Source organism: Salinibacter grassmerensis (assembly GCF_947077765.1).
Lineage (GTDB): Bacteria > Bacteroidota > Rhodothermia > Rhodothermales > Salinibacteraceae > Salinibacter > Salinibacter grassmerensis.
In genome coordinates, this window is sequence record NZ_CAMTTF010000004.1 from 23,586 (window position 1) to 48,259 (window position 24,674).

Here is a 24,674-nt window from a genome sequence, read left to right on the forward strand (position 1 = left end):
TTTTTACGTGCGCTTCCGGGCCAGCCCCTGCTTCTGGGCCGTCTCAGAGACCGCCTTCGAGACCTCAGCCACCACGTTCTCGTCAAACACACTGGGGACGATGTAGTCCGGAGTCAGACTCTGATCATCGATTGCGTCGGCAATCGCCTCGGCCGCCGCAATTTTCATCTCACTGGTAATGCCCTTCGACCGGCAGTCGAGTGCTCCTTTGAACAGGCCGGGGAAGCACAGCACGTTGTTGATCTGGTTCGGGTAGTCGCTGCGGCCAGTGGCCATCACGGCCACGTGTGGGTAGGCAACCTCCGGCATGATCTCCGGGCGAGGGTTGGCCATCGCGAAGACGATGGGGTCGCGGGCCATGCTGTTCAGGTCCTCCACGTCGAGGATGTCCGGGACGCTCAGCCCGATAAAGACATCGGCCCCCTCCATGACCTCCGACAGTGTATCGCCGTCCACGGACGGATCTGTCATCTCCGCGTATCGCTGCTTTGCGTCGTTCAGGTCGTCGCGCTCCGTGGTCACCGGCCCTTTGCTGTCGACCCCTACAATCTCTTCGACCCCCATCTCTGAGAACATTTCCGTCACCGCGGTGCCCGCCGCCCCGATGCCGACCGTCACGACCTTGATCTCGTCGAGGTCCTTCTCTACGATCTTTAGTGCGTTGAGGAGGGCGGCGGCCGTCACGACCGCCGTGCCGTGCTGGTCGTCGTGAAAGACCGGGATGTCGAGCTCCTCCTTGAGGCGCTCCTCGACCGCAAAGCAGCGTGGGGCCGCAATGTCTTCCAAATTGATTCCCCCGAAGACCGGCGCGATGCGGCGAACCGTATTTACGATCTCGTCGACGTCGGTCGTGTCGAGGCAGATGGGAAAGCCGTTCACGTTCGCAAACTCCTTGAGGAGCTGCGCTTTTCCCTCCATCACCGGAAGCGCGGCCCCCGACCCGATGTCGCCCAGCCCGAGGACGGCTGTGCCGTCGGAAACGACCGCGACCGTGTTGCTCTTGATGGTGAGCCGGTGCGCATCCTCAGGGGTCTCGTGGATCGCCTCACACACGCGCGCCACCCCGGGCGTGTACGCCATCGAAAGCTGATCGCGGGTGCGAAGCGGGGTCTTGCTCTCAACCTCCACCTTTCCGCCGAGGTGGAGCAGAAAAGTACGGTCCGAGATATTGACCATGTCGACGCCATCAAGATCTCGAAGCGCCTGAACGATCGACTCGGCATGGTCGTCGCTCCGGGTATTGATCGTAATATCGCGGGTCAACTCGTCCTTCTCGGCCCGGACGATGTCGATGGCCCCAATGTTGCCGCCATGCTCTCCAATCTCGGACGTGACTTTTGCGAGCATGCCGGGGCGGTTGGAGATGACTACCCGAACGGTGATCGAGTTGCTGGCACTTGGTAGGTACTCTTCGGTCTCTTCCATAAAGTAGCGCGTCGTGGTGGGAAAGTCGTGCTGCAGAACAAAGGGGAGAACGCAGGGGCAAGGGTCAAAGCACCCCACTGCGGCCCCAAAAAGAAAGGGCGGCTTCCGATCGGGAAGCCGCCCTTTGTAGTTCAGGAATGCGTCTTCGTAGCCCGGGAGGACTAGCTACTCACGGAGCCCGTCTCATCAAACTCATCGAGGGCGTCGGTGATTTCCTCCGCGTAGGCGGATCCGATGCCGTCAAGGTCGGTGAGGTCGTCCACCTCGCGGACATCTGCCAGGGCGTTCACACCCGCGTTCTCAAGTCGCGAGACGCGCGGGAAGTTTTCCGGAAAGCCGTTCGCCTCGTCGAAGGTGGACTCTTCGTCCTCCGATGTTGCCTCGGCGTCAGGCTCATCGCCCACCTCATTCTCAGATGCGGCCTCCTGGTCGTCGTCGGTCTCGGCTTCGGCGTCATCAGCCTCGGCCTCCTCTTCCTCCATTTCACGGCGCAGATCGGCCAGGCCGGAAAGCTCACCGAGCGTGGTAGGGCCGGTCGTCGGCTCTTCCGGCTCGGGCTCCGGCTCCTCCTTGAAGTCGCGCACGGCCTCCTGCTGCTCGCGCTCCTCCCGGCGGGACTCGCGCTGCTCTTCTTTCTGCTCTTCCTCGCGGGCGGCCTCTTCCTTCGCCGTCTCGCTCAGGACGATGTCCTTCTGGTCCTTGTCGAACCGGATGACCTGCAGCTCAAGCTCGTCGCCTTCGTGGTAGTGGTTCTTAAAGGCCTTGGGGCCGTTCTTGAGCTCGCTGCCCGGAACGAAGGCCTCTACGTCGAGCGGCAACTGGACAACAAGCCCCTTGTCCTCCACACGGACGACCTCGCCGGCCGTGTCGTTGCCCTCCCCGTAGGCGTCAGCGAACTGGTCCCAGGGGTTGGTCTTCACCTGCTTGTGGCCCAGAGAAATGCGGCGTCGCTCCTCATCGATGTTGAGGATCACGACATCCAGCTCTTGCTCCTCGTCGACCATGTCGCCCGGATGGCGAATCTTCTTGGTCCAGGACAGGTCCGAGACGTGTACCAGCCCGTCGATGCCAGGCTCAATCTCGACGAAGACGCCGAAGTTGGTGATGTTGCGCACCGTGCCGGTCAGCACCGTGCCCGCTGGGTAGCGGTCGCTGATACCCTCCCAGGGGTCGGGCTCCAGCTGCTTCATCCCGAGCGAGATCTTCCGCTCCTCTTGATCGATGTTGAGAATCTTGACGTCCACCACCTGGCCGAGCGACACCATTTGACTGGGGTGCTCGATGTGGCGCGTCCACGACATCTCACTGATGTGGACGAGCCCCTCAATGCCCTTTTCGATCTCGACAAAGGCCCCGTAGTTCGTGATCGAGACGACCTTCCCCTCAACTGTGCTGCCCTCGTCGTACTTGTTGCCGATTTTGTCCCAGGGATGGTCTCGAAGCTGTTTCAGACCCAGGGAGATACGCTGGCGTTCCTCCTCGTAGTCGAGGACAACAACCTCGAGCTCCTGATCGAGCTCCACGACCTCGCTCGGGTGCGAGACGCGGCCCCAGGACAGGTCCGTGATGTGCAGAAGACCGTCGACTCCACCCAGGTCGATGAAGACCCCGAAGTCGACGATGTTCTTGACGGTGCCCTCGAGCACCTGACCGACCTCGAGCTGCTCGAGAATTTCTTGTCGCTGCTCTTCGAGCTCGTGCTCGATGAGCTCCCGGTGCGAGACGACGATGTTCTCGTTCTCGGGGTTGAGCTTGACAATCTTGAATTCCATCCGCGTCTCCAGGTAGGACTCGAAGTCCCGAACCGGGCGGACATCAATCTGAGAGCCAGGCAGGAAGGCCTCCATCCCGTCGAAGAGCTCCACGATCATTCCGCCCTTAATGCGGCGGATGATTGTGCCCTCGATGACCTCTTCGTCCTCGTAGATCTCCTCGACCCGCTGCCAGCGTCGGACCTTGTCGGCCTGCTCCTTCGAGAGCACGAGTTGGCCGTCGCGGTCTTCCTTGCGCTCCAGATACACCTCCACGGTGTCCCCGGGATGAATTTCGGCCTCCCCGAACTCGTCACGGGAGACAATTCCGTCACTCTTATAGCCGATGTCGATGACCACGTAGTCTTCGTTGACCCGAAGCACGCGGCCCTCAACGATGTCCTGCTCGCGGACATCGATGGAGGTCTCGTCGACGACATCACGGAACTGGTCGTACACCGAGGTGCCGGACGGCGTCTCCTCCTCGGTCTCCAGCTCGTCGAGCGAGACCGTTTGTCCATAGGTCTCACCCGTGAAGCCCTGCTCCTCCTCCGTCCGCTCGAGCTCATCGGGCGAAACGGTGCTCGTCGGCTCGTCAAACTCAGATACGTCAACTGAAGCCTCGTCTCCCGACGGCATCGGAAGGTCCTGAGACGCCTCCTCGACGGCTTCCTCGAGAATGCGGCTCACGAAGCCGGGCTCCGGGGGAGGATCCGCAGGGACCCCGTCGCCGCCTTCATCCGCGGGATCCGCCGGGGCATCCTCTTCGGGCCCCGACTCTTCGGCGGCGGGCTCATCGGCGTCTCCGTCCTCTGCATCCGGTGTCGGCGTGGCGGCGGGATCCGCCGTCTCCACGTCGTCCTCCGCGTCTGCAGCGTCGGCGGGCGGCGCTTCGGGCTCGGCCGCCTCCTCCGTATCGGGAGGAGCGGTCTGAGCATCAGCAGTATCTTGAGTGTCGTCCTTGGAAGCTACTTGTTCTTGTTCTGCCATATACGGTGTGGTAGGTTTGCGAGGCGCTGGCCACACGGCCGGCCAGCGACAAGTGCAATTTGTACCAGCCTGGCCCTGACGATCCAGGAGGGAATGTGAAGAGGGTGAAGGGGGCTTGAGGACAATCGAATCCGCCTCAAGGAAGGGGGTCAAATGTCAGGCGCACCTGTTGAGTGACCGCGATTCGCTCACTGACAGGCGAAAGTTGTATTACGCCCGGCCATCTACGTTCCGCGGGCGTTCTGTGCTTTAACGCGATCTGCGACAAAGTCAACCTGTTCCCTGATGGTGCAATCGGTCGTGTCGAAGATGATGGCGTCGTCGGCACGTCGAAGAGGCGCAATGTCTCGGGTCCGGTCCTGTCGGTCCCGCTCCTCAATCTCAGTGCGGACCTCCTCGAGGGTGACCTCTTCCCCGGCCGCCTCGTACTCTTGAAGCCGGCGCCGGGCCCGTTCGTCGATGTCGGCCACTAGAAAAATTTTGACGGGGGCCTCTGGAAAGACCACCGTACCCGTGTCGCGGCCGTCCAGCACCACGCCGCCGTGTCGGTCGGCCTGGGCGCGCCCAATCCGGCGCTGCTGCTCCACCATGTACTCGCGGACCGGCGCCAGGGTCGAGATGTCGCTCACGATGCGCCCCACCTCTGCGGTCCGGATGCGGTCAGTGACGGCCTCGTCACCGAGGAAGACTTGCATCGTATCGTCCTGGTGCTGCACGTCGACCTCCAGGGAGGGAAGCACGGCCTCCGCTCCTGTCGGCGTGGCGGACGCGCCAACCCGAAGAAAACCAAGGGCCACGGCCCGGTACATGGCGCCCGTATCTAAGTACACGTACCCGAGCCGGGCGGCGGCACGTTTGGCCGTGGTGCTCTTGCCAGAGCCAGCAGGACCGTCGATGGTGACAATCACGTTGGGAAACCACTGGTAAAAATGATGGGGGCAGCGAGGGTGTATGGCTAAGGCGTCTGGGAGCCGTCCCCGACGCTCCGACTCACGACCGTGATGGGAGACGGGTATTGGAGCGGGCCGAGCCTCGTGTTGATGGTCGGCTGTACTCGCAGTTTGAGGGTTTGCGGGGGCGCGTCCCCACCGATGGCCGCGGCCAGGTCCACGAGGCCCTGAAGGTTGTCGTCGAAAAACCGGACGAGGTCGAGCTCCACGTCGAACGGCACGTCCGTGGGCTCTCCGGGCGGCAGGGCCACCTCTTGTTCAAACCGGCCCGATACCGTTTCTTTGTCTTCAAGCAGGAGGGTCCAGTCCATCTGGGTAAGCCGCGCATCGACACTGTTCGAGGACGGATTCTCGGCGCCTAGGTGGAGCGTGAAGGAGAGCGGAAGGGTTCCGTTGGAGAGGGCCGAGCCCAGCCGAAGCACGTCGGTCCCTCGAAGATTCTCGTAGGACTGCACCCTCGCCAGGTCTACCCCCGCTAGGCGGGGCTGCGCCACCCGATCGATCGAAAACTGGACCTTGCGCAGGTTGGCGACCTCCCGAAACGCCGTGCAACCGGCGATGGCCAGTAGGAGAAGGCCGAGGACACACGGTAGAGCCCATCGGAGCCGGGGAGAAAACATGGCGCTGCGCCTGCGTGAGGAGGGCCCGGAAAGAAACAGGGCTTCGGAAAGCGAATTCAGAAGACCGACTACATTTACAAATTTCTCCACCAGTTGCCTCATGCGCAAGCTTAGTTGGGATGAAATTGAGCGACCGGCCCCTGAGGAAGTCCCAACACTTCCGAAGCACCCTGTACGACTCGTCGTGCACAACGTGCGCTCGATCCACAACGTCGGGTCGATGTTTCGAACGTCCGACGCAGCCCGCATCGAGCACATCCACCTCACTGGCTTTACGGGCACCCCGGAGCACAAAGACCTTCACAAAACGGCCCTTGGCGCGCAGGACGCCGTGGAATGGACTCAGCACGACGAGGCGCGCCCCCTCCTCCGTGACCTGAAGGACGACGGGTACACAATCGCGGCCCTCGAGCAGACGGACCATACGCAGCGTCCCGACGCGGTGCCGACCGACGCCTTCCCGATCGCGCTCGTGGTGGGCAACGAGGTGCGGGGAGTGGAGACGGACGTGCTGGACGCGGTCGACCTCGCCCTGGAGATTCCTCAGTACGGCGCCAAGATTTCCCTGAACGTGGGCGTCGCCTACGGCATCGCAGTCTACGACCTGATCCGTCGCTCGCGAACGCTCCTCGGACCGCCCGGAGACGAAGATCGTATGGAGTAAGCCACGATACCAGTACTGCTCCTGTACCCTTTTCCCGCTCTCGGCAAGTCTCCCTCTTCACCTCATGTCCGGAACGGAAGCGTTTCCACCGCTTTTCGACGAGTTCGATGCGGTCGCCCCTAGGGAGTGGCGAGAGCACGTACAGTCGGACCTCGGAGGCGCGTCCCCGGAAGCATTTCTGGAGTGGTCATCCATGGAGGGCGTGTCGCTCCCAGCGTACCTCTCCCCCGAAGCCCTGCGGGACGCACTACACACCGACCCGGAAGGGGGCCATCCGCCCCTGGCCCGCTCCGGGGACGCGCCGGCCAACACGTGGACCGTTTGCCAACCCATCCGGCATCCCGACCCCGAGGTGGCGGGCAAGCACGCTCGGGCTGCCGTCGACGGAGGGGCCGATGCCCTCCAGTTGGACCTCCCGCCCCCGCTTTCCGATGGGTCCGAGGCCACGCCCCGATCGACGGCCAATCTCGCTCAAATCCTCGACGGGATCGACCCAACGAGCACCCCTCTACACCTCGATGGAGGCCCGGCCGCCCCCGCGCTGTACGCACTGCTCCGCGAACACCTCTTGTCCGCACCGGCCGATTTTAACGCCATCCGTGGATCGCTCCTGTTTGATCCCGTGGCCGCGTCGGCGTCGGGCGCGGACCCGGACCAGGCGTTCTCGCTGGCCGACGACCTCGTGGCGGAGGCCGCGGAAACGCCTCACTTCCGCACGGTGACCGTCGACGCCAGCGCCTACCACGACGCAGGGGCATCGGCCGTTCAGGAACTGGCCTGTGCCCTCGGTGCCCTCACTGAACGCCTCGTCCGAAGCACCGAGCGAGGCCTCTCTCTTTCTGCCCTCCTCAACAACCTGCAGGTCCGCGTTCCCGTCTCGACCTCCTACTTTGTCGAGATGGCCAAGCTCCGCGCCCTCCGCCTGCTCGTGCCACAGGTCATCGATGCCTTCGCCCCTGAGGCAGGGCCGCCTTCCAGCTTAGCCCCCACCGACGTCTTCGTTCACGCCACGACCTCTCGGCGTGCAGAGACCGTCTACGACCCGTACGTGAACATGCTCCGGGCCACCACCGAGGCGATGGCCGCGGCGCTTGGGGGGTGCGATGCACTCACCATCCGGCCCTACGACGGCTCCGTAAAGCCCCCCGATGAGTTTGGCCTCCGCATCGCCCGCAACACACAACTCATCCTGCGTCACGAGGCGCACTTCGATCAGGTGGCCGATCCGGCCGCCGGGTCGTACTACATCGAAACCCTGACCGACCAGCTCGCCCAACGGGCCTGGGCTCAGTTTCAAGATCTCGAGGCGGAAGGCGGGATTGTTCAGGTGCTCCGCAGCGGCGACCTGCACGCACAGATCTCCGAGACGCGGGCGGAACGTCGTCAGGCCCTCGACGAACGGGACCAGGTGCTCGTCGGCACCACGCACTACCCCGCCCTCGACGAACGACGGCGGAGCGACCTGGTGGCACACGATGCTACGCCTGCGAGCGGCGGATCGCCTCCCTCCCTCGACGCATCATCCACCGATGCGCTCCGGACGGCACTCCGCGACGGCCACGCGCTCCGGGACGTCACCTCGGCCCTCCAGTCCGACTCGACAGCGATCGACCCACTGCCCCGCGTCCGGCTCGCCGATGAGGTGGAGACAGTCCGTCTTCGGACCGAGGCACACGCCGAGTCTCAGGGCGGGCCCCCTCAGGTCCTGCTCGCTCCACTCGGCCCCGCCGCCGTCCGCAGCGCCCGTGCGAATTTCTGTCGCAACTTCCTCGGCGTGGCGGGGTTCGCGATTAAGGAGCCCCTCAAGTTCGAATCCGTGGACGCGGTGGCCGACGCGGCGGTTGAGCAGGACGCCGACGCGGTGGTCCTCTGCAGCTCGAACGAACACTATGCCGACCGTGCCCCCGCTCTCGCCGCGGCCCTTGCCGACCGCGGCCACGATGCCCTCCTCGGGATCGCCGGCGCCCCCGACGAGATCGATGTTGACGGCGCCGCTGATTTCTTCGTTCACAAGGACAGTCCCCTGCGAGAGACCCTCACTGCATTGCAGAGCCTCCTCGGCATTGCGACGGGCGACGAGACCTAGCGCCCCCGTTCCCCCTCTACTCAACGCCTGTCCCCCGATCCCCGCCCGCCATGCGTCCCGATTTTTCCAATATCGAGTACGATCCGCCCCGTAAGGGCGGGTCGCCCCCTGAAGACGCCGCCTGGTCGACACCTGAGCACATTGACGTCGACCCGGCGTACGGGCCCGACGCGCTTGACGACCTGGACCATTTCGACTTCGACTCGGGCCTCCCCCCTTACCTCCGCGGACCGTACACAACCATGTACAAGTTTCGGCCGTGGACCATCCGGCAGTACGCAGGCTTCTCGACCGCAGAGGAGTCCAACAAGTTTTACCGTGAGGCCCTCGCGTCCGGCCAGAAAGGGCTCTCCGTGGCCTTCGATCTGGCCACCCATCGGGGCTACGACTCCGACCACGACCGCGTGCGGGGCGACGTGGGCAAGGCCGGCGTCGCCATCGATACGGTCGAGGACATGAAACGCCTGTTCGAGGGCATTCCGCTCGGCGACGTGTCGGTCTCGATGACCATGAACGGGGCGGTGCTCCCCGTCATGGCCTTCTACATCGCCGCCGCGGAGGAGCAGGGCGTCGCCCACGAAGAGCTGGCGGGCACCATCCAGAACGATGTTTTGAAGGAGTTTATGGTGCGTAACACGTACATCTACCCGCCGCAGCCTTCCATGCGGATCGTGGGGGAGATCTTCGCCTACTGCGCCGCGGAGATGCCGAAGTTCAACGCCATCTCGGTAAGCGGCTACCACATGCACGAGGCGGGGGCCCCGGCGGACCTGGAGCTCGCCTACACGCTGGCCGACGGCCTAGAGTACCTGCGCACGGGGCTCGACGCCGGACTCGGCATCGACGACTTTGCACCGCGGGTCTCCTTCTTCTGGGCGATCGGCATGAACCACTTCATGGAGATCGCCAAGATGCGGGCGGGACGGATGCTGTGGGCCAAGCTCGTGAAGCAGTTCGACCCGGAGAACCCGAAGTCGATGGCCCTGCGGACCCACTGCCAGACCTCCGGCTACAGCCTCGCCGAGCAGGACCCCTTTAACAATGTGGCGCGCACCACCATCGAGGCAATGGCCGCGGCGTTCGGCGGCACGCAGTCGCTCCACACGAACGCGCTGGACGAGGCCATCGCACTGCCCAGCGAGTTCGCTGCGCGCATCGCCCGCAACACGCAACTGTACCTGCAGGATGAGACCGACATTACGGAGGCCGTCGACCCGTGGGCTGGGTCCTACTACGTCGAACACCTCACGGGGACGCTGGCCCAGCGCGCGTGGACGCTGATCCAGGAAGTGGAGGAGGAGGGCGGCATGACGCGCGCCATCGAACAGGGACTGCCGAAACGCAAGATCGAGGAGGCCGCCGCCCGCAAGCAGGCGCGCATCGATGCCGGCGAGGAGACGATCGTGGGCGTCAACGCCTACCAGACGGAGGCCGACGAGCCGATCGAGCGGCTGGAGGTGGATAACGAGGCGGTCCGGCGCGCACAGCTTGACCGCCTCGACCGAATCAAGGACGAGCGGGACGACGCCGCGGTCCGAAACGCACTGAATGCCTTGACCGAAAGTGCCGAGACGGGCGACGGCAACCTGCTCGCCCGTGCCGTAGATGCGGCGCGCACACGGGCCACCCTCGGTGAAATCTCGGCGGCCCTGGAGGACGTGTTCGGGCGGCACACGGCGCGGACGGAAACCATCTCAGGGGTATACGCCTCGGAAGCCGATAAGAATGAATATTTCCACACGGCCCGCGACCGGGCCGACCGCTTTGCTCGCGCCGCCGGTCGGCGTCCCCGCATCATGGTTGCCAAGATGGGTCAGGATGGGCACGACCGTGGGGCGAAGGTCATCGCTACCTCGTTTGCCGACGTGGGCTTCGACGTGGACGTCGGGCCGCTTTTCCAAACCCCGGACGAGGTGGCACGCCAGGCCGTGGAGAACGACGTCCACATCCTCGGCATCTCCAGCCTCGCCGGCGGGCACAAGACGCTCGTGCCGGAGGTCATCGACGCCCTGCAGCAGTACGGGCGGGACGACGTTCTCGTGGTCGTGGGGGGCGTCATCCCGCACGACGACTATGAGACGCTTTACGACCAGGGTGTGGCCGCCATCTTCGGCCCCGGCACCAACATCGCGGAGGCCGCCACCCAGATCCTCGACGTTCTCCTCGACCGGTACGACGAGGAAGCGCCCATCGAGGCGTAGCCGATCGCACTTCTCCACCGCAGGCACCTGTGTTCCCCCTCACGTCGTGGCCCCCCTCAATCCCAACCTCCAGGACCAGTCCCGGCCGTCTCGTCCGGATGCGCGGTCGGCCACCGACTACGTGACCGGCATTCTCGACGAAGACCGGGTGATGCTGAGCCAGGCCATCACCCTCCTCGAGAGCACCCGCCCGGACCACCGCGACACCGCCCGGACGGTCGTGGAGGAATGCCTCCCCCACAGTGGCGACTCGATTCGGGTGGCCGTCACGGGCGTTCCCGGCGTCGGCAAGAGCACGTTCATCGAGGCCCTCGGGCAGCGGCTCGTGGCGGAGGGCCACCGCCTCGCCGTCTTGACGGTCGACCCCAGCAGCGAGCGGTCGAAGGGGAGCATTCTCGGGGACAAGACCCGGATGGGAGCCCTGGCCTCCGACGAAGACGCCTTTATTCGCCCGTCCCCTACCGCGGGCGCCCTGGGGGGCGTGGCGCCCCGAACCCGCGAGGCCATTCTGTTGTGCGAGGCGGCCGGGTACGACACGGTGTTCGTGGAGACGGTGGGGGTCGGCCAATCGGAGATCAGTGTGCGCTCGATGGTCGACTTTTTCCTTCTCCTCGCCCTGGCCGGCGCCGGGGACGAGTTGCAGGGCATCAAGCGAGGCATCGTAGAGGTCGCCGACGCCATCGCCGTCACGAAGGCGGACGGGGACAACCGCGAACCCGCCAAGGCGGCCCGCGCGGAGTACGAAAAGGCGCTGCGCCTCCTGTCGGACCCCGACTCCGGGTGGGAGCCTCCTGTGCTCACGTGTTCGTCGCAGACCGGTGCGGGCCTCGAGGACGTGTGGGACGCCGTGGAGCGCTACCGCACCCATGCTCAGGAGACCGGCTTCTTTGAGGAGCAGCGCCGCCGACAGGCGCAGCACTGGATGGAGCAGGCCATCGAGCAGCGGCTGCACGAGGAGTTCTTCTCCGACCCCGACGTCCAGGCGGCACAGGAAAACGTGGAGGCGGCGGTTCGGGACGGACGCCTCAGTTCTCTGGCCGCCGCCGAGCGACTCCTGTCCGTCCACCGCGACTCGACGGGTTGACGCCTCCACCGGAACGCCTGACTCACCAAATTTTAACAGTACTGGTCGCTCCTCCTGCTCTACAACGCTCCGCCTTGCTCGTCATGCCACGCTTTAGTCGCGTCCGGCTATCACTTCTGCTCGTTCTCGGGGCGGGACTTCTGGGAGGGTGTGCCGCGTCCCAGTCCGCGCAGGACGAAGCCGCGGCCCGGGCCGCAGCGGTAGGCACGTGGTCGTACGAGGTCGAGGATTTTGCCCCTCTCGACCAGGGCCGCTTCCACATTACCGTGCAGGATGGGGACCTCCAGGGAATCGTGCGAGATCGGCGGCTCGGTCGGCTGCGCGCCAGCGTGAGGGTGCACGACTCTCGTCTGGAGATTGACCTCAGGGACCTTCGGATTTCCGGGTACATCGAAGACGATCAGTTCACAGGGTTCCTCCGCCGGTCTCAGTGGGAGGTAACGACCCGGCGACAGACCCGCACCCGGTCGCAGTTCCGTTCGGCGTCGCTGTTCGCCCGCCGCGTTCGAAGCGCCGCCGCGGTGGACAAGCCACAGGTTTTGGAGTGTCGGTCCCTTCTGCGGGAGGCCGACGACTGCGACTAGTCCGCAAGGGACGTACGGATCTTTCGGGAAGTCCCAGACTTTCAATGGTCTAACTGTTTTCGAAGAACGCCGCAACTCAAGCCTTACCCCTCCTTGTGACCACGTCGGACCCTTCGGCCGAGCGCCCGCGCGACAACTTCGTTTACGACATCATCGACGAGGACCTCGAACAGGGGACCTATGGCGACCGGGTCGTTACTCGGTTCCCCCCCGAGCCGAACGGGTATCTCCACATCGGACACGCGAAGTCCATCGTCCTCAACTTTGGCATCAAGCACGATTACGCCGACCGGGCCGATACCCGCTGTCACCTGCGGTTCGACGACACAAACCCCGATACCGAAAGCACCGAGTACGTCGAGTCCATCAAGGAGGCAGTGCGGTGGTTGGGATACGACTGGGAGGAGCACGAATACCACGCGTCCGACTACTTCGAGCAGTTCTACCAGTACGCGGTGACGCTCATCGAGCAGGGCGACGCGTACGTCGACAGCCTCAGCGAGGAAGAGATCCGCGAGTACCGCGGGACGGTGGACGAGCCCGGAACCCCCTCCCCGTACCGCGACCGGTCCGTCGAGGAGAACCTGGAGCTGTTCCGCAGAATGAAGGCGGGCGAGTTCGACGACGGCGAGCACGTGCTGCGGGCGAAGATCGACATGAGCTCGCCGCACATGATCATGCGGGACCCCCTTCTCTTCCGCATCAAACACGCCCATCACTACCGTCGGGGAGACGAGTGGTGCCTCTACCCGATGTACGATTACGCCCACCCGCTGGAGGATACCATCGAGGACATCACCCACTCCCTCTGTACGTTGGAGTTCGACAACAACCGACGCGTGTACGACTGGGTCATGGAGCACTGCCTGGACGAGGACGACATCCCATCCCGCCCCCGCCAGTACGAGTTCAACCGGCTGAACCTCGGCTACACGGTGATGAGCAAAACGAAGCTCCGTCACCTGATTGAGGACGACCTTGTGGGTGGGTGGGACGACCCGCGCCTTCCCACGATCTCGGGACTTCGCCGCCGTGGCGTGCCCCCGAGCGCCATCCGTTCGTTCTGCCGAAAGGTGGGCGTGACCCGGTCGCAGAGCCGTGTCCAGATCGGCCACTTCGAGCACGCGCTCCGCGACGACCTGAACTCGAAGGCTCCCCGGGTCATGGCCGTCCTCGACCCGCTGAAGGTGGTGGCCACCAACGTGGAGGCGGACACGGTCGACTGGATCGATGCGAACCACTGGCCGCGCGACATCGACAAGGACGCGACGCGACCGGTGCCCTTCACCCGCGAGTTTTACATCGAGCGGGACGACTTCCGTGAAGACCCGCCCGAGGACTTTATCCGGCTCGCCCCGGGTCGCGAGGTGCGCCTGCGCCACGCCTACTTCTTTACCTGTGAAGAGGTCGTGCGGGACGAGGACGGCGTCGTGACGGAGCTCCGCGGCACCATCGACCCCGACACGCGGGACAGCACCGCCCCGGATGGGCGCTCACCGGACGGGACGCTGCACTGGGTCTCCGCCGCCCACGGCGTTCCGTTCGAGGCGCGGCTCTACGACCGCCTGTTCGGGGTGCCCGACCCCGACGCCCGCGACGAGCATTTCACCGAGTTTCTCAACCCGGACTCGCTCAATGTCCGACAGGGCGTTTTAGAGCCCGCCGTGCGCGACCTGGAGGCCGACCGGCGGGTGCAGTTTGAGCGGCAGGGCTACTTCTGGCCCGACCCGGAGGCATCCCGCCCCGACGCGCTCGTGTACAATCAAATCGTGCCCCTCCGCGACACGTGGGGTGGGGACGAGGACGGGCTCACCCAGGAGGAGCTGGAGCGGCGACGGCGGGCAAAGGAGCAGCGCAAACAAGAACAGAGGCAGCGCTCGCTCGAAGGCAAAACCGACCCCGCCGAATACCTTGACGATGCCCAGCAGGACCGGTTTGACCGGTTCCATGACGAGCTGGGCATCGACCGGGAAGACGCCGCCACCATCGCAGGGGACGATTCGCTGGCGGGCTTTTTCGAGCGGGCGCTGGAGCACTACGACGCCCCGGTGCCCGTCGCCAATTGGACCGTCAACGAGCTCCTCGGTCGGTTACAAGACCAGACGGCGGCGGACCTTCCATTCGGGCCGGGCGCGTTCGCGGAGCTGGTGCGGCTCGTGGATACGGAGATCATCTCCACCCGCGGGGGCGACGAGGTCCTGGACGAACTTCTCGAAGGAGGTGGCACCCCCGAACACATCGTGGATGACCGAGGCCTGCGCCAAGTAGACGACTCTGAGGCCTTGCACCCCACCGTCCAATCCGTTCTCAACGACCACCCCGATGAAGTGGCCCGGTACCGAGAGGGCAAGAAAGGCCTGATTGGCTTCTTCATGGGGCAGGTGATGGACGCCACCGATGGCGCCGCCAGCCCCGAGCTCGCCCGCGAGCTTCTGCAAGAAGAACTTGACTCCTCAGAATAAGCCCGACGAGAACGGCCTTGCGCGCTCCCCGCTCATCTCTATCATTCTATCCAAGCGTCTCGGCCGCCCGGTGCATCCGGCGAATGCAGGCCTTCTTCCCCACCGCGGCGAGCAGGCCGAACACGCCCGGTCCGTACGACCGGCCGCTCACGGCAAGGCGGGACGGGTGAATAATGGCGCCGGCCCCCACGTCTTTCTCGTCGGATAGGTCGCGGAGCTCGGTCTCCACCGTATCCGTGTCGAAGGGATCGACCGCCTCCAGCCGATCGGCGTAGGCGAGCAAGAGGTCGGCGGACTCGTCCTTCCACCGCTTTTCCACGCCCGCCTCTTCGTACTCCTCCGGGTCCTCGAAGAAGTAGCGGTTCTCGGTGACGATCTCCGGCACCACCTGGATGCGATCTTGCACCAGCCCGCAAATGGTTCGGAGACGGTCGTCGCTCACGTCGTAGCCGGCCGCCTCGACGTGGGGACGGGCCTTCTCCGCAAGTGCGTCGACTGAGAGGTCGCGGACGTAGTGCTCGTTGACCCAGCGCAGCTTGTCGAGGTCGAACTGCACGCCGCTGGCCCCCACACGATCGAGACTAAATGCCTCCACCGTCTCGTCCAGGGAGAAGAGCTCCTCCTCCGTCCCAGGACTCCAGCCCAGGAGCGCGAGGAAATTGAGGAGCGCCGCTGACTCGTAGCCGGCCTCCCGGTAGTCCATGACGTAGACCGGAATGCCTAGCTCATTGGCGTCCCGCTTCGAGAGCTTCCCGCCATTCGGGCTCAGAATCAGCGGCAGGTGCGCGAAAGCGGGCGGTTCCCACCCCAGCGCATCATACATGAGCACGTGCTTCGGGGTCGACGAGAGCCACTCCTCGCCCCGGATCACGTGCGAGATGTCCATGAGGTGGTCATCGACAATGTTGGCCAGGTGGTAGGTGGGCATGCCGTCGGACTTCACCAGGACCTGGTCGTCGATCTCTGAGGTGTCGAACGACACGGTGCCCCGAATTTCGTCCTCGACCTGTACCGACTCCTGACGCGGGACCTTAAGCCGAATGACGTAATCTTCGCTCTCGCTGATAAGCTGCTCGACCTTTTCGTCGGGCAGGGTCAGCGAGTTCCGCATCTGTTGGCGCGTCGATCCGTCGTACGCGCCGTGCGCCTCCCGCAACTCCTCGAGCTCCTCTTCCGTGTCGAATGCGTAGTACGCTCGCCCAGCCTCAATGAGCTTCTGGGCGTACTCGTGGTAGTGCTCCGAGCGTTCGGACTGCCGATACGGGGCATAGTCGCCGCCCTGCTCGGGTCCCTCATCGTGCTCCAACCCCGTCCATGCGAGGGCCTTCCGAATGTCGTCTTCAGCCCCTGGTTCATAGCGGGCCTGGTCGGTGTCCTCAATGCGCAGCACGAAGTCGCCATCGTGCTTGCGAGCAAAGAGATAATTGTACAGCGCCGTTCGCAGCCCACCGATGTGGAGGCGGCCGGTTGGGCTTGGTGCGAAACGGACACGAACAGAAGCGTCGGAAGCCATTGTGGGCGAGGACGGTACGTTGGAGAAAGGAATCGAGACAAGGCACTGATCCACGCACTGATCCACCCGCCCCGACATATTCGATCAAGGAGCGCGCGGCAAACTTGTCAACCACGCATTTTGTAGAACTCGTCCGGTCCTCAGTTCCTCCACGGACTGGAATTGGCGGGGGATTTGCGAAGCTCAACTCCCGGGTGGGGTCCTCTATTTCCGCTGTCGCCGGGATCCGACAATCACCACCGCGCGAATTCGTATCAATCCCCAGTGCAAACGGGAACGTTCGGTTGCAATCTGCGGACCCGGGTCGGTAGCATGTAAACGCTTCCCCAAGCCCCCTTCAAACTGGTGCGCTGTTTGTGTTGCCTCTTCCTCACTCCCCTATGATTCGCCTCGGGTACACGCTCGGCGTTCTCCTTCTTGCCGTCCTCGGAGTGGCCTGTAGTAGCAGCCCGAAGACCACCGAGCCCCCCCCCAGCGCCCCGCCCTCCGACGATACGGTCGTCGCTCACTACGCCGACACGACCCTGACGCTGGCCGAGCTGGACTCGGCGTTCATCGACGCCGCGGGTGGCCCCTCGGCCGCGGCCGACAGTTCCCTTCAGGCCTACCGGGACTTTCTCGATCGGTACCTCCACTTTCGCCTAAAGGTGCGCGCCGCCTACGATGCCGGGCTGGACACCCTCCCACGCGTCCGCCGGGAGGTCCACGACTATCGGCAGGAACGGGCCCGGCCCCAGCTCCTGCGGGAGGAGGTCTACGAGCCCCTCGCGCGCACCCTGTACGAGCGCCGGACGCAAGCCGTGGACGTGAGCCACATTCTGATCCGCCCCGCCTCGTCCCCGGACACCCTCACGGCCTACCGCACGGCCCAGGCGATTGCCGACTCGGTCGGGCAGGGCGTGCCGTTCGGCGACCTGGCCCTGCGAAACTCCGACGCCCCCGCAGCCCGGGAGGAGGGCCGTCGCGGCTACCGGGGTCGGCTCGGCTACGTGCAGGCCGGGGACATTGCGAAACCGTTCGAGGACCGCATGTACGCGCTGTCCCCCGGCGAGACGAGCGACGTCTTTCGGACCAAGTTCGGCTACCACATTCTCAAGGTCCACGACCGGCGGCCTGCGGAGCAACCCATCGAGCTGGCCCACCTCCTGCGCCGGCCGCAGGGCGACAGCGCCGCAACTCGCCGTCTGCTCGACTCTCTCCGGACGAAAATTCTAGACGGCACCCTGTCGTTCGCCGCGGCGGCCCGAGAGTACTCTCAGGATCCGCAGTCGGCCTCGAAGGGAGGCGCCCTCGGCGAGGTCGTGCCCCGGGCGCTCCCGTCTCCCCTCCGCGAAACCGTGGCGACACTCGACTCGGTCGGTGCAGTGTCGGAGAGTGTTCAGAGCCGCTTCGGGTATCATCTTCTGAAGCTCATTGATCGGCAGCAGCGCCCCTCCTTCGACGAGGCGTACAGCGACCTGAAGGACCGCCTCGTCGGCCGGCCGCGTGCCGAGCAGCGCACGGCCGCCCTTGCCCGCACCGTCCGCACGGAGGTGGGGGCCAGCACAGACACCACCCGGCTTCTCGCAACCGCTCGTGCCGCCTCGGCCGACTCACTCGCCCGTCCTCTCCTCACGTACGCCGATACCCTGTCGGGCGCTGCGCCCCCGGCAGCCACCCTGGGCGACTCGGTCTACACCATCGACCAGATGGCCCAGCACCTCATGCAGACCGACGGAGGCGCCCAGACGACCCTTGCGGAACTGATCGAGTCCTTTTTGAACGAAAAGGCCCTCCAGTACGCCGCCACGCGCCGGGCTCAGACCGACCCAGCCCTCCGCCAAAATATTGAGGAGTACCGCGACGGAACGCTTCTTTTTCGCTACATGCAGGACTCGGTCTGGGCAGCCGCGGCTCGGGACACGGCCGGCCTGCGGAGAACATACCGGCAAAACCGTACAAAATATCAGTTTCCGGAGCGCGTCCGGACTCTCGCGCTCCGCGCTCCCGCGGACTCGGTGCTCCGTCCCTACGCCACGCTGTACGGGCGGGACTCTTCGGTGACGGCCGTCCTCGATGCGGCCGCGACCGATTCCCTCATCTCCACCGACACCGCGTACGTCACCGACCGCTCCGCGGACGTCTACCAGTCGGTTCGTGCTGCCGCCGACGGGGAGGCCACGGGCCCATTGGCCCAGGGCGACGAGTGGCTGTTCTTGATCCGGGATGCCCGCCTTCCGCCCCGTCCCATGCAGTTCGAGGAGGCCCGAAGCCGCGTCGTACAGGACCACCAGGACCGCCTTGAACAGCGGGTGCTACGTCGTCTGCGGGAGCGATACGACGTGGAGACGTTCCCGGAACGCCTCCGCCCACCAGTCAGTGACGCTCCCACTGCTCCTTGATCGCACGGCTTTCTCTGCACCGATGATCTTCACCGCTCCCCCCACCACGCGTTCCCGCGTCCTCCTTGTGCTTCTTCTTTTGGGCGCAGGGCTTGCCGGATGCGAGACAGAGGCCCCGCCCGACTCTTACGTGGCCCGTGTGGGGACAAACTACCTGACTGAGGCCGACCTGGACCGGATGCTCGGTAGCATGGGCCCTGTTGGCGACTCCACCGAGGCCCGGCAACAGGCGATCGACCAATGGGTGACCCGCAGGCTTCTGTACCGGGAAGCCGAACGGCTGAATCTCGGCTCCGACGACGAGGTTCAACAGCAGTTGCGGCGCCAGCGGCGCGCCGTTCTCGTATCGGCCCTGCGCACTCGGCTCGAAGAGAAGGCCGACGTGCGTCCCACGGCGGAAGAAGTGCGCATGTATTTTGAGCGCCACGAGGAGCAGCTGCGCCTCCGGGAGCCGTACGTGCGCATCCAGTACCTAGCCACCCCGGACCGTGCGTCGGCCCAAACCGTCCGACAGGCACTGCGCGCACCCTCTGCTCCCCCCGATACCACCTGGGCCCGTCTCGTTGCGGAGTACGCCACGGACACGACCCAGGCCCGCCGGTTGTCTCGCCGCTTCGTCCCTCAGAGTCGACTTGCCCGGCGGCTGCCTCCCCTCGCGGACCGAATTCAGGATCTTCAGGAGGGAGACACCACTCCGGTCGTCCAGGCCAACGGGCGCTACCACGTGCTCCGCCTCGACCGCCGGCTTCCGGAGGGCGCGCCGCCAAAGATCGACTGGATTGAGCCCGAAATCCGCCGCCGCCTCCGAATCCGCACCCGGAAACAGATCCACGCAACCGAGGTTCAACGCCTGCGCAACAGAGCCCAGGCCGACGGGGCCCTCGAACGGCCGTAGCATTTCCCCACTGTGTCCCGTCGTTCACCGCCCTTCGAATTCGAGTCGTACTTGCATGCGTCACGTGTGCCGCGTTTTCTCATCTTCTTTCCAATGTGGTGGAGGCGTACTGCTTGGGGCCGTTCTGCTCCTCGCAAGCTTCGCCCCCGCCCATGGCCAGAATACACAGGTAGTGGACCGCATCGCCGCCGTCGTGGGGGATGAGATTGTCCTGAAGTCCGAGGTTGACCAGCTCGTCCGCCGTCAAACCCAGCGGCAAAATGCCTCCTACTCCAACACCCTTTGGATGGAGGCCCTTCGGCAACTGGTCGACCAGAAGCTCCTGGCCGAAGAGGCACGGCGCGACACGACCATCACGGTCTCGGACCAGCAACTGAGCGATCAACTCGACCGCCGGATCAACCAGTACGTCAAGCGCGCCGGGAGCGAGGAGCGCCTGGAGCAGGCGTACGGCAAGAGCATCCTCGAAATCAAAGAACAGTTCCGGGAGGACCTTCGGGGCCAAATTTTGTCCCAGCAGCTGCGGCGGCGGCACATGCAGGGCATCGACATCACGCCCAGCGAGGTTCGCCAGTGGTTTGAGAGAATCCCGCAGGACTCACTGCCCCAGCTTCCCAAGACCGTTCGCCTCTCCCACATCGTCCGGTACCCGAAGCCAACGGAGGAGTCTCGTCAGCAGGCGAAGTCGCTGATTGCCTCCGTTCGGGACTCGATCGTCAACGGTGGAGCCTCCCTGGAGGCCATGGCTCGCCAGTTTTCCGCGCCGGACGCCGCCGGCACTGCATCCGGCGCCCTTACCAACGTAAATCTCGACGACCTCGTCCCCGAGTTTGCCGCGGTGGCGTCCCGGACCCCCGTCGGCACGGTGTCACAGCCCTTCTACAACGAGAGTCAAAATGGCTTCCATATTCTCCGGATCGACTCCAAAGACGGAAGCGCCGTGGATCTCCACCACGTGCTCATCAAGCCCGATGCCCCCACCGGTGAGCGTGCGAAGGAGTACCTGAGCGCCGTGCGCGACACCCTTCTCAGCGATGAGGACGTCCCCTTCGAGCGCATGGCACGGCGGCACTCCGAGGAGGACCGGACGGCCCAAAACGGCGGCCGCGTGACCGATCCGGAGTCCGACACGCGCGACTTGGTCCTAGATGCCCTCGGGCCCTCTTGGACCCGGACGATTCGGACCCTGGACCCTGGAGAGATCAGTGAGCCGTCTCGCGTGCAGCTGCTAAACGGCGACGAGGCCTACCACATCGTCCGCCTTGAGCGCCGCGTGCCCGCCCACCGCGCCAGTCTCGAGACCGACTACGCGCGCATCCGTCAGCTTGCCCTCCAGGACAAGCGCAGCCGAAAGATGCGGGAATGGACCGATCAACTCCGGGAGAAAATCTACGTGGACATTCGCATCACGGAGTCGGAGCTGACGGCCATGCGCCGTCGTTAAATCCTCCGCCTCCTGTCGCCGCTGTTCGTGCCGGTCCGATTGACGGACCCCGCTCTGCTTCTGAGTCGATTTCCCTATGCCTCCTTCCTCGTCCTCCCCTCCGCAGGACCCCGAGACGCTCGACGAGCTCAGCACGGCCTACGACGGCCTCCGACAGGAGATTGGCAAGGTCATCGTGGGGCAGGAAGACATTATCGAGATGGTGGTAGTCTGCCTCATGGCCCGCGGGCACACGCTTCTAATCGGGGTGCCCGGCCTCGCCAAGACCCTTCTCGTGCGCACCCTCGCCGGGGCGCTCGACCTGGACTTCAGCCGGATCCAGTTCACCCCCGACCTCATGCCCAGTGACATCACGGGGACGGAGATCATTCAGGAAACGCGCGACGGGCGTCACTTCGAGTTCGCGGCCGGGCCTGTCTTCGCAAACGTCATCCTCGCGGACGAGATCAACCGCACGCCCCCCAAAACCCAGGCGGCGCTCCTGGAGGCCATGCAGGAGCAGCACGTTACCGCCGCGGGCGAGACCCACACGCTGGACGATCCGTTTTTCGTCCTCGCCACGCAAAACCCCATTGAACAGGAGGGCACCTATCCCCTCCCCGAGGCTCAGCTGGACCGATTCATGCTCAACCTCTGGCTCGACTATCCCTCGTTCGACGAAGAGACCGAGGTCGTTCGCAGCACCACCGCCGGTCCCCAGTCGGAGGTGTCCCCCGTCATGAGTGCCGACGAACTGCAGTCCTACCAGGAGTTTGTTCGGCAAATTCCGGTCGCCGACAACGTCATCGAGTACGCTGTCCAGCTTGTCACCCACACCCGACCCGACTCCGGAGAAGCCCCCGAGTTCATTCAGGATTACTTGAGCTACGGCGCCGGCCCTCGGGCCTCTCAATACTTAGTGCTGGGCGCAAAGACCCTCTCCGCCCTGGACGGACGCATGACCCCGGTGGAGGACGACGTCCGCCGGATGGCCGTTCCCGTTCTGCGACACCGCATCGTTCCGAGCTTCAACGCGGAAGCGGACAACGTGTCGTCGGTCGACCTGATTGATCAGCTTCTCGACGAGATGTAACGGCATTTTGGGGACGCGGGTCGGGCAAGCTAAAACTCGATTCTCAACCGGCGGTAGCATTTCTTGAAATAGGAGGGGTCAACTGCCCTGCTGAAACCGAGTGGCTCTGACGCTGCTCGGTCGCATCGCGCGCTAATTTCCTCACGAAGCTGCCGAACGCAGAATGGACGCCTCCCGGTACAGCCGGTTGACTTTTGTGGAACGGGTCGACTTCTCCGAAGAGCTTGCGGTGTTTCGTCTTCGTGCCGACGCCCCCGTCGACTTTACGCCGGGGCAGTACGCCACCATCGGGCTGATGAACGACGACCGCGACCGCCCGCTCCTTCGCCCCTACTCGGTCGCCTCGGCCCCCGGAGGCACGGAGCTGGAGCTGTTTATCGAACGAGTGGACGACGGGGCACTCACACCGGAGCTGTGGGACCTCGAACAGGGCGCGGACGTGTGGATGCGGGATAAAATCGTCGGCCGATTCACCTTGGATCCGGACCGCACGCATCATCTCATGGCGGCGACGGTCACCGGCGTGGGGCCCTACGTCAGCATCATTCGGGACCAACTGCAGAGGCTCCGTGCCGGGGCCCTGGATGCACCGAAGCCGATGCTCGTCCTGCACGGGGCGAGTCGGTCCTGGGAACTCGGCACGTACCTCGATGAGCTTCGGACGCTGGCCGATCAGGTGAAGTGGTTCGAGTACGTCCCCACTGTCAGTCGTCCTTGGGAGGACCCGGACTGGGACGGCGAGTGCGGGCGCGTCGAGGACGTCCTGCGGAAGCACCTGGACGCTACTTCATTCGCCCCGTCCGACAGCGCCGCCTACACCTGTGGGCATCCGAAAATGATCGATAAGGCCCAGGGCATTCTCCAGCGCGCCGGGTTTGAGGAGGACGCGATCCACGAAGAGAAGTACTTCGTGGAGCGCAACGGGAACGGATAGCCCCACAATCGCCAGCGACCGGTCTTCCGGGCGGGGAACCGTACATCAGGCGGTAGATTTGCCCCTGACCCACCTCAGATGGAGGTAAAACCCTCTGCCCCCTTCACCAGCCCCCCGGGATCACCTCATGCTTGGTCGCCTGATTCTGCTCTTCTTACTCACGCCCGCGGTGGAGTTGGCCCTTCTCATCCAGGTGGACCAGCTTATCGGGTTCTGGGCCACGATCGCGCTGATTATCGTGACCGGCATCGTGGGAAGTCATCTGGCCCGCCGAGAGGGGCTGTCGACGTGGGGGCGTCTCAACCGCCGGCTGCAGGCCGGAGACCTGCCCGGAGAAGAGCTTGCCGACGGTATCATCATCCTAGTGGCGGGCGCACTGCTCATTACGCCCGGCATTCTGACCGACGTGGTCGGCTTCTCCGGACTGATTCCCTTCACGCGCACCCGCCTCCGCAACGTACTGATGCGCTGGTTTCGGCGAAAGGTCGACCAGGGCACCATGCAGGTACAGTTTGGCATGTTCGGGGGCTCCACCGCCTCTGGTTCCAAAGGGGCAAATGTCCCCCCCCGGTCGCCCGGTGGCCCCCGCCGGTCCACGCCGGACGATACGTGGGAGGGGCGGCCTCAGGATCGGCCCAACCACGTGGACGAGCCGCAGGAAGACGGGAGCGGAGGCGCACCGTCTTCCTCCTAACTTCGGGCCCCAAACGGTCAGGTCCGAAGCAGATTGGCAACGTTCACCCACTGTGCCCGTTCATCCGTACGTTTACGTCCCAGGCCTGGGCCAGGGACGAGATGAGATCACGTTCGGTCCGGGTGAGGTGGCCGTCGGCCCGAGCTACGGTGTAGAGGTCGTCGAGGGCCGTCAGAAGATGCGTGCTCGATAGGGCCTCTTTCAGCGCCTCTACCGAGTCGTAGATGAGGTCCTCCTCGGGCTGCTCCGCGTACACCTGTAGGGCCCGCCGCACCACGTCCCGCAGCGCCTCCGTCGACCGCTCCGGCTGCCACTCCTGCAGCCGCTCCACCATGACATCCACCGTGTCCCCCGACAGGTCGTCGCCGGCGGTGTGTCCCACGAGGATGTAGAGAAAGGCCAGCTCGTGGATGAGCCCCCAGTCCTCGCCTCGGCGCTGCACGACTGCCGATGTGTTTTCCAGAAGGTCTTCGCTGAGTGCCTTGAGCGACCACGCCTCCGCCAACGTGTGGATGAGCCCCTGTTCCCGCTCCAAGAGCACCCCGTCGGCCTCCGCAATGCGGATCAGGTACCGAATCGTGTCGCGTCGCTCCTCCGAAGAGAGGGCCGATTTGAGCTCCCGTACGGCCCGCCGGAACTCCGCCTCGGCCTCCCGCTCGGCAAAGACCGTAGCGGCCTCTACGATCAGGTCCTGAACAGTGGGTTCGTCCATGGACTCCCACGCCTGAAGAGCGTTTTTGAGCACCATGAGCTCTTCGTCACTGAGCTCATGGTCGGTGCCGTAGGCGAGGGCGATATACACGACTGCCAGGTCGTGGGTCGTCGTCCAGTCGTCGGGAGTGTTCATGGGGGATGAGGGCTGAATTCACGGGACATCGCGCTGCAAGTATACAGAACGACGGCCCCGAAACGCAACGGGACGGG

Annotated in this window: 18 protein-coding genes; 12 read left to right on the plus strand and 6 right to left on the minus strand. The window is 64.8% G+C overall.

Features of this window, described 5'->3' with window-relative positions; all coding sequences use genetic code 11:
- Positions 1–3 precede the first annotated feature (3 nt).
- The 4 genes from OJB03_RS10210 to OJB03_RS10225 all read right to left on the minus strand — a co-directional run bounded on the left by OJB03_RS10210 (position 4) and on the right by OJB03_RS10225 (position 5,736).
- On the minus strand, positions 4–1,425 hold the full coding sequence (locus OJB03_RS10210) for a malic enzyme-like NAD(P)-binding protein (RefSeq protein ID WP_263787081.1): 1,422 nt from the start codon (positions 1,423–1,425) through the stop codon (positions 4–6).
- A 161-nt stretch (positions 1,426–1,586) separates the two neighbouring features.
- Positions 1,587–4,166 carry a 30S ribosomal protein S1 gene (locus tag OJB03_RS10215; RefSeq protein WP_263787083.1) on the minus strand — a complete coding sequence of 860 codons (2,580 nt, stop codon included), beginning with the start codon at positions 4,164–4,166 and terminating at the stop codon, positions 1,587–1,589.
- A 224-nt stretch (positions 4,167–4,390) separates the two neighbouring features.
- Entirely contained in the window at positions 4,391–5,074 is a 684-nt protein-coding gene (gene cmk, locus OJB03_RS10220) for a (d)CMP kinase (protein ID WP_263787085.1), read from the minus strand.
- A 47-nt stretch (positions 5,075–5,121) separates the two neighbouring features.
- Positions 5,122–5,736, minus strand: a complete 615-nt coding sequence (locus tag OJB03_RS10225; RefSeq protein ID WP_263787088.1) for an LEA/WHy family protein — start codon at positions 5,734–5,736, stop codon at positions 5,122–5,124.
- Positions 5,737–5,836: 100 nt separating this feature from the next.
- On the opposite strand from OJB03_RS10225, the gene OJB03_RS10230 reads away from it, so the two are divergent.
- From OJB03_RS10230 to OJB03_RS10255, 6 genes are all read left to right on the plus strand, one after another.
- Positions 5,837–6,400, plus strand: coding sequence for a TrmH family RNA methyltransferase (locus tag OJB03_RS10230; RefSeq protein WP_263787091.1), 564 nt, complete (start codon positions 5,837–5,839; stop codon positions 6,398–6,400).
- A 64-nt stretch (positions 6,401–6,464) separates the two neighbouring features.
- Positions 6,465–8,486 carry a methylmalonyl-CoA mutase family protein gene (locus tag OJB03_RS10235; RefSeq protein WP_263787093.1) on the plus strand — a complete coding sequence of 674 codons (2,022 nt, stop codon included), beginning with the start codon at positions 6,465–6,467 and terminating at the stop codon, positions 8,484–8,486.
- A gap of 50 nt (positions 8,487–8,536) precedes the next feature.
- Positions 8,537–10,687 (plus strand): methylmalonyl-CoA mutase, encoded by a 2,151-nt coding sequence (gene scpA, locus OJB03_RS10240; RefSeq protein ID WP_263787094.1) that lies wholly within the window; start codon positions 8,537–8,539, stop codon positions 10,685–10,687.
- A gap of 46 nt (positions 10,688–10,733) precedes the next feature.
- Positions 10,734–11,771, plus strand: coding sequence for a methylmalonyl Co-A mutase-associated GTPase MeaB (gene meaB / locus OJB03_RS10245; protein WP_263787096.1), 1,038 nt, complete (start codon positions 10,734–10,736; stop codon positions 11,769–11,771).
- Positions 11,772–11,854: 83 nt separating this feature from the next.
- On the plus strand, positions 11,855–12,355 hold the full coding sequence (locus tag OJB03_RS10250) for a hypothetical protein (RefSeq protein WP_263787098.1): 501 nt from the start codon (positions 11,855–11,857) through the stop codon (positions 12,353–12,355).
- Between the two features lie 95 nt (positions 12,356–12,450).
- Positions 12,451–14,817 (plus strand): glutamine--tRNA ligase/YqeY domain fusion protein, encoded by a 2,367-nt coding sequence (locus OJB03_RS10255; RefSeq protein WP_263787100.1) that lies wholly within the window; start codon positions 12,451–12,453, stop codon positions 14,815–14,817.
- A 46-nt stretch (positions 14,818–14,863) separates the two neighbouring features.
- Here the strand turns inward: OJB03_RS10255 and gltX are convergent, their stop codons facing one another.
- A complete protein-coding gene (gene gltX, locus OJB03_RS10260) occupies positions 14,864–16,330 on the minus strand; it encodes a glutamate--tRNA ligase (protein ID WP_263787103.1) in 1,467 nt (488 codons plus the stop codon).
- Between the two features lie 356 nt (positions 16,331–16,686).
- Here gltX and OJB03_RS10265 point away from each other — a divergent pair, with 356 nt between their 5' ends.
- The 6 genes from OJB03_RS10265 to OJB03_RS10290 all read left to right on the plus strand — a co-directional run bounded on the left by OJB03_RS10265 (position 16,687) and on the right by OJB03_RS10290 (position 23,750).
- Entirely contained in the window at positions 16,687–18,711 is a 2,025-nt protein-coding gene (locus OJB03_RS10265) for a peptidylprolyl isomerase (RefSeq protein ID WP_263787105.1), read from the plus strand.
- A 22-nt stretch (positions 18,712–18,733) separates the two neighbouring features.
- Positions 18,734–19,606, plus strand: a complete 873-nt coding sequence (locus OJB03_RS10270) for a peptidylprolyl isomerase (protein WP_263787107.1) — start codon at positions 18,734–18,736, stop codon at positions 19,604–19,606.
- A gap of 55 nt (positions 19,607–19,661) precedes the next feature.
- Positions 19,662–21,050 carry a peptidylprolyl isomerase gene (locus tag OJB03_RS10275; RefSeq protein ID WP_263787109.1) on the plus strand — a complete coding sequence of 463 codons (1,389 nt, stop codon included), beginning with the start codon at positions 19,662–19,664 and terminating at the stop codon, positions 21,048–21,050.
- Between the two features lie 76 nt (positions 21,051–21,126).
- Positions 21,127–22,122 carry an AAA family ATPase gene (locus OJB03_RS10280; RefSeq protein WP_263787112.1) on the plus strand — a complete coding sequence of 332 codons (996 nt, stop codon included), beginning with the start codon at positions 21,127–21,129 and terminating at the stop codon, positions 22,120–22,122.
- 163 nt (positions 22,123–22,285) lie between these two features.
- On the plus strand, positions 22,286–23,056 hold the full coding sequence (locus tag OJB03_RS10285) for a ferredoxin--NADP reductase (protein WP_263787114.1): 771 nt from the start codon (positions 22,286–22,288) through the stop codon (positions 23,054–23,056).
- 127 nt (positions 23,057–23,183) lie between these two features.
- A complete protein-coding gene (locus OJB03_RS10290) occupies positions 23,184–23,750 on the plus strand; it encodes an FxsA family protein (protein ID WP_263787116.1) in 567 nt (188 codons plus the stop codon).
- A gap of 43 nt (positions 23,751–23,793) precedes the next feature.
- On the opposite strand, the gene OJB03_RS10295 is transcribed toward OJB03_RS10290, so the two are convergent.
- On the minus strand, positions 23,794–24,597 hold the full coding sequence (locus tag OJB03_RS10295; protein ID WP_263787118.1) for a tellurite resistance TerB family protein: 804 nt from the start codon (positions 24,595–24,597) through the stop codon (positions 23,794–23,796).
- Positions 24,598–24,674: the final 77 nt, after the last annotated feature.

Coding starts and splice junctions, on each gene's coding strand:
- OJB03_RS10270 (WP_263787107.1), top strand. CDS start 18,734: ATGATCTTCACCGCTCCCCCCACCACGCGTTCCCGCGTCCTCCTTGTG.
- OJB03_RS10250 (WP_263787098.1), top strand. CDS start 11,855: ATGCCACGCTTTAGTCGCGTCCGGCTATCACTTCTGCTCGTTCTCGGG.
- OJB03_RS10230 (WP_263787091.1), top strand. CDS start 5,837: ATGCGCAAGCTTAGTTGGGATGAAATTGAGCGACCGGCCCCTGAGGAA.
- OJB03_RS10295 (WP_263787118.1), bottom strand. CDS start 24,597: ATGAACACTCCCGACGACTGGACGACGACCCACGACCTGGCAGTCGTG.
- scpA (WP_263787094.1), top strand. CDS start 8,537: ATGCGTCCCGATTTTTCCAATATCGAGTACGATCCGCCCCGTAAGGGC.
- gltX (WP_263787103.1), bottom strand. CDS start 16,330: ATGGCTTCCGACGCTTCTGTTCGTGTCCGTTTCGCACCAAGCCCAACC.
- OJB03_RS10285 (WP_263787114.1), top strand. CDS start 22,286: ATGGACGCCTCCCGGTACAGCCGGTTGACTTTTGTGGAACGGGTCGAC.
- OJB03_RS10235 (WP_263787093.1), top strand. CDS start 6,465: ATGTCCGGAACGGAAGCGTTTCCACCGCTTTTCGACGAGTTCGATGCG.
- OJB03_RS10280 (WP_263787112.1), top strand. CDS start 21,127: ATGCCTCCTTCCTCGTCCTCCCCTCCGCAGGACCCCGAGACGCTCGAC.
- OJB03_RS10275 (WP_263787109.1), top strand. CDS start 19,662: ATGCGTCACGTGTGCCGCGTTTTCTCATCTTCTTTCCAATGTGGTGGA.
- OJB03_RS10290 (WP_263787116.1), top strand. CDS start 23,184: ATGCTTGGTCGCCTGATTCTGCTCTTCTTACTCACGCCCGCGGTGGAG.
- OJB03_RS10225 (WP_263787088.1), bottom strand. CDS start 5,736: ATGTTTTCTCCCCGGCTCCGATGGGCTCTACCGTGTGTCCTCGGCCTT.
- OJB03_RS10215 (WP_263787083.1), bottom strand. CDS start 4,166: ATGGCAGAACAAGAACAAGTAGCTTCCAAGGACGACACTCAAGATACT.
- OJB03_RS10210 (WP_263787081.1), bottom strand. CDS start 1,425: ATGGAAGAGACCGAAGAGTACCTACCAAGTGCCAGCAACTCGATCACC.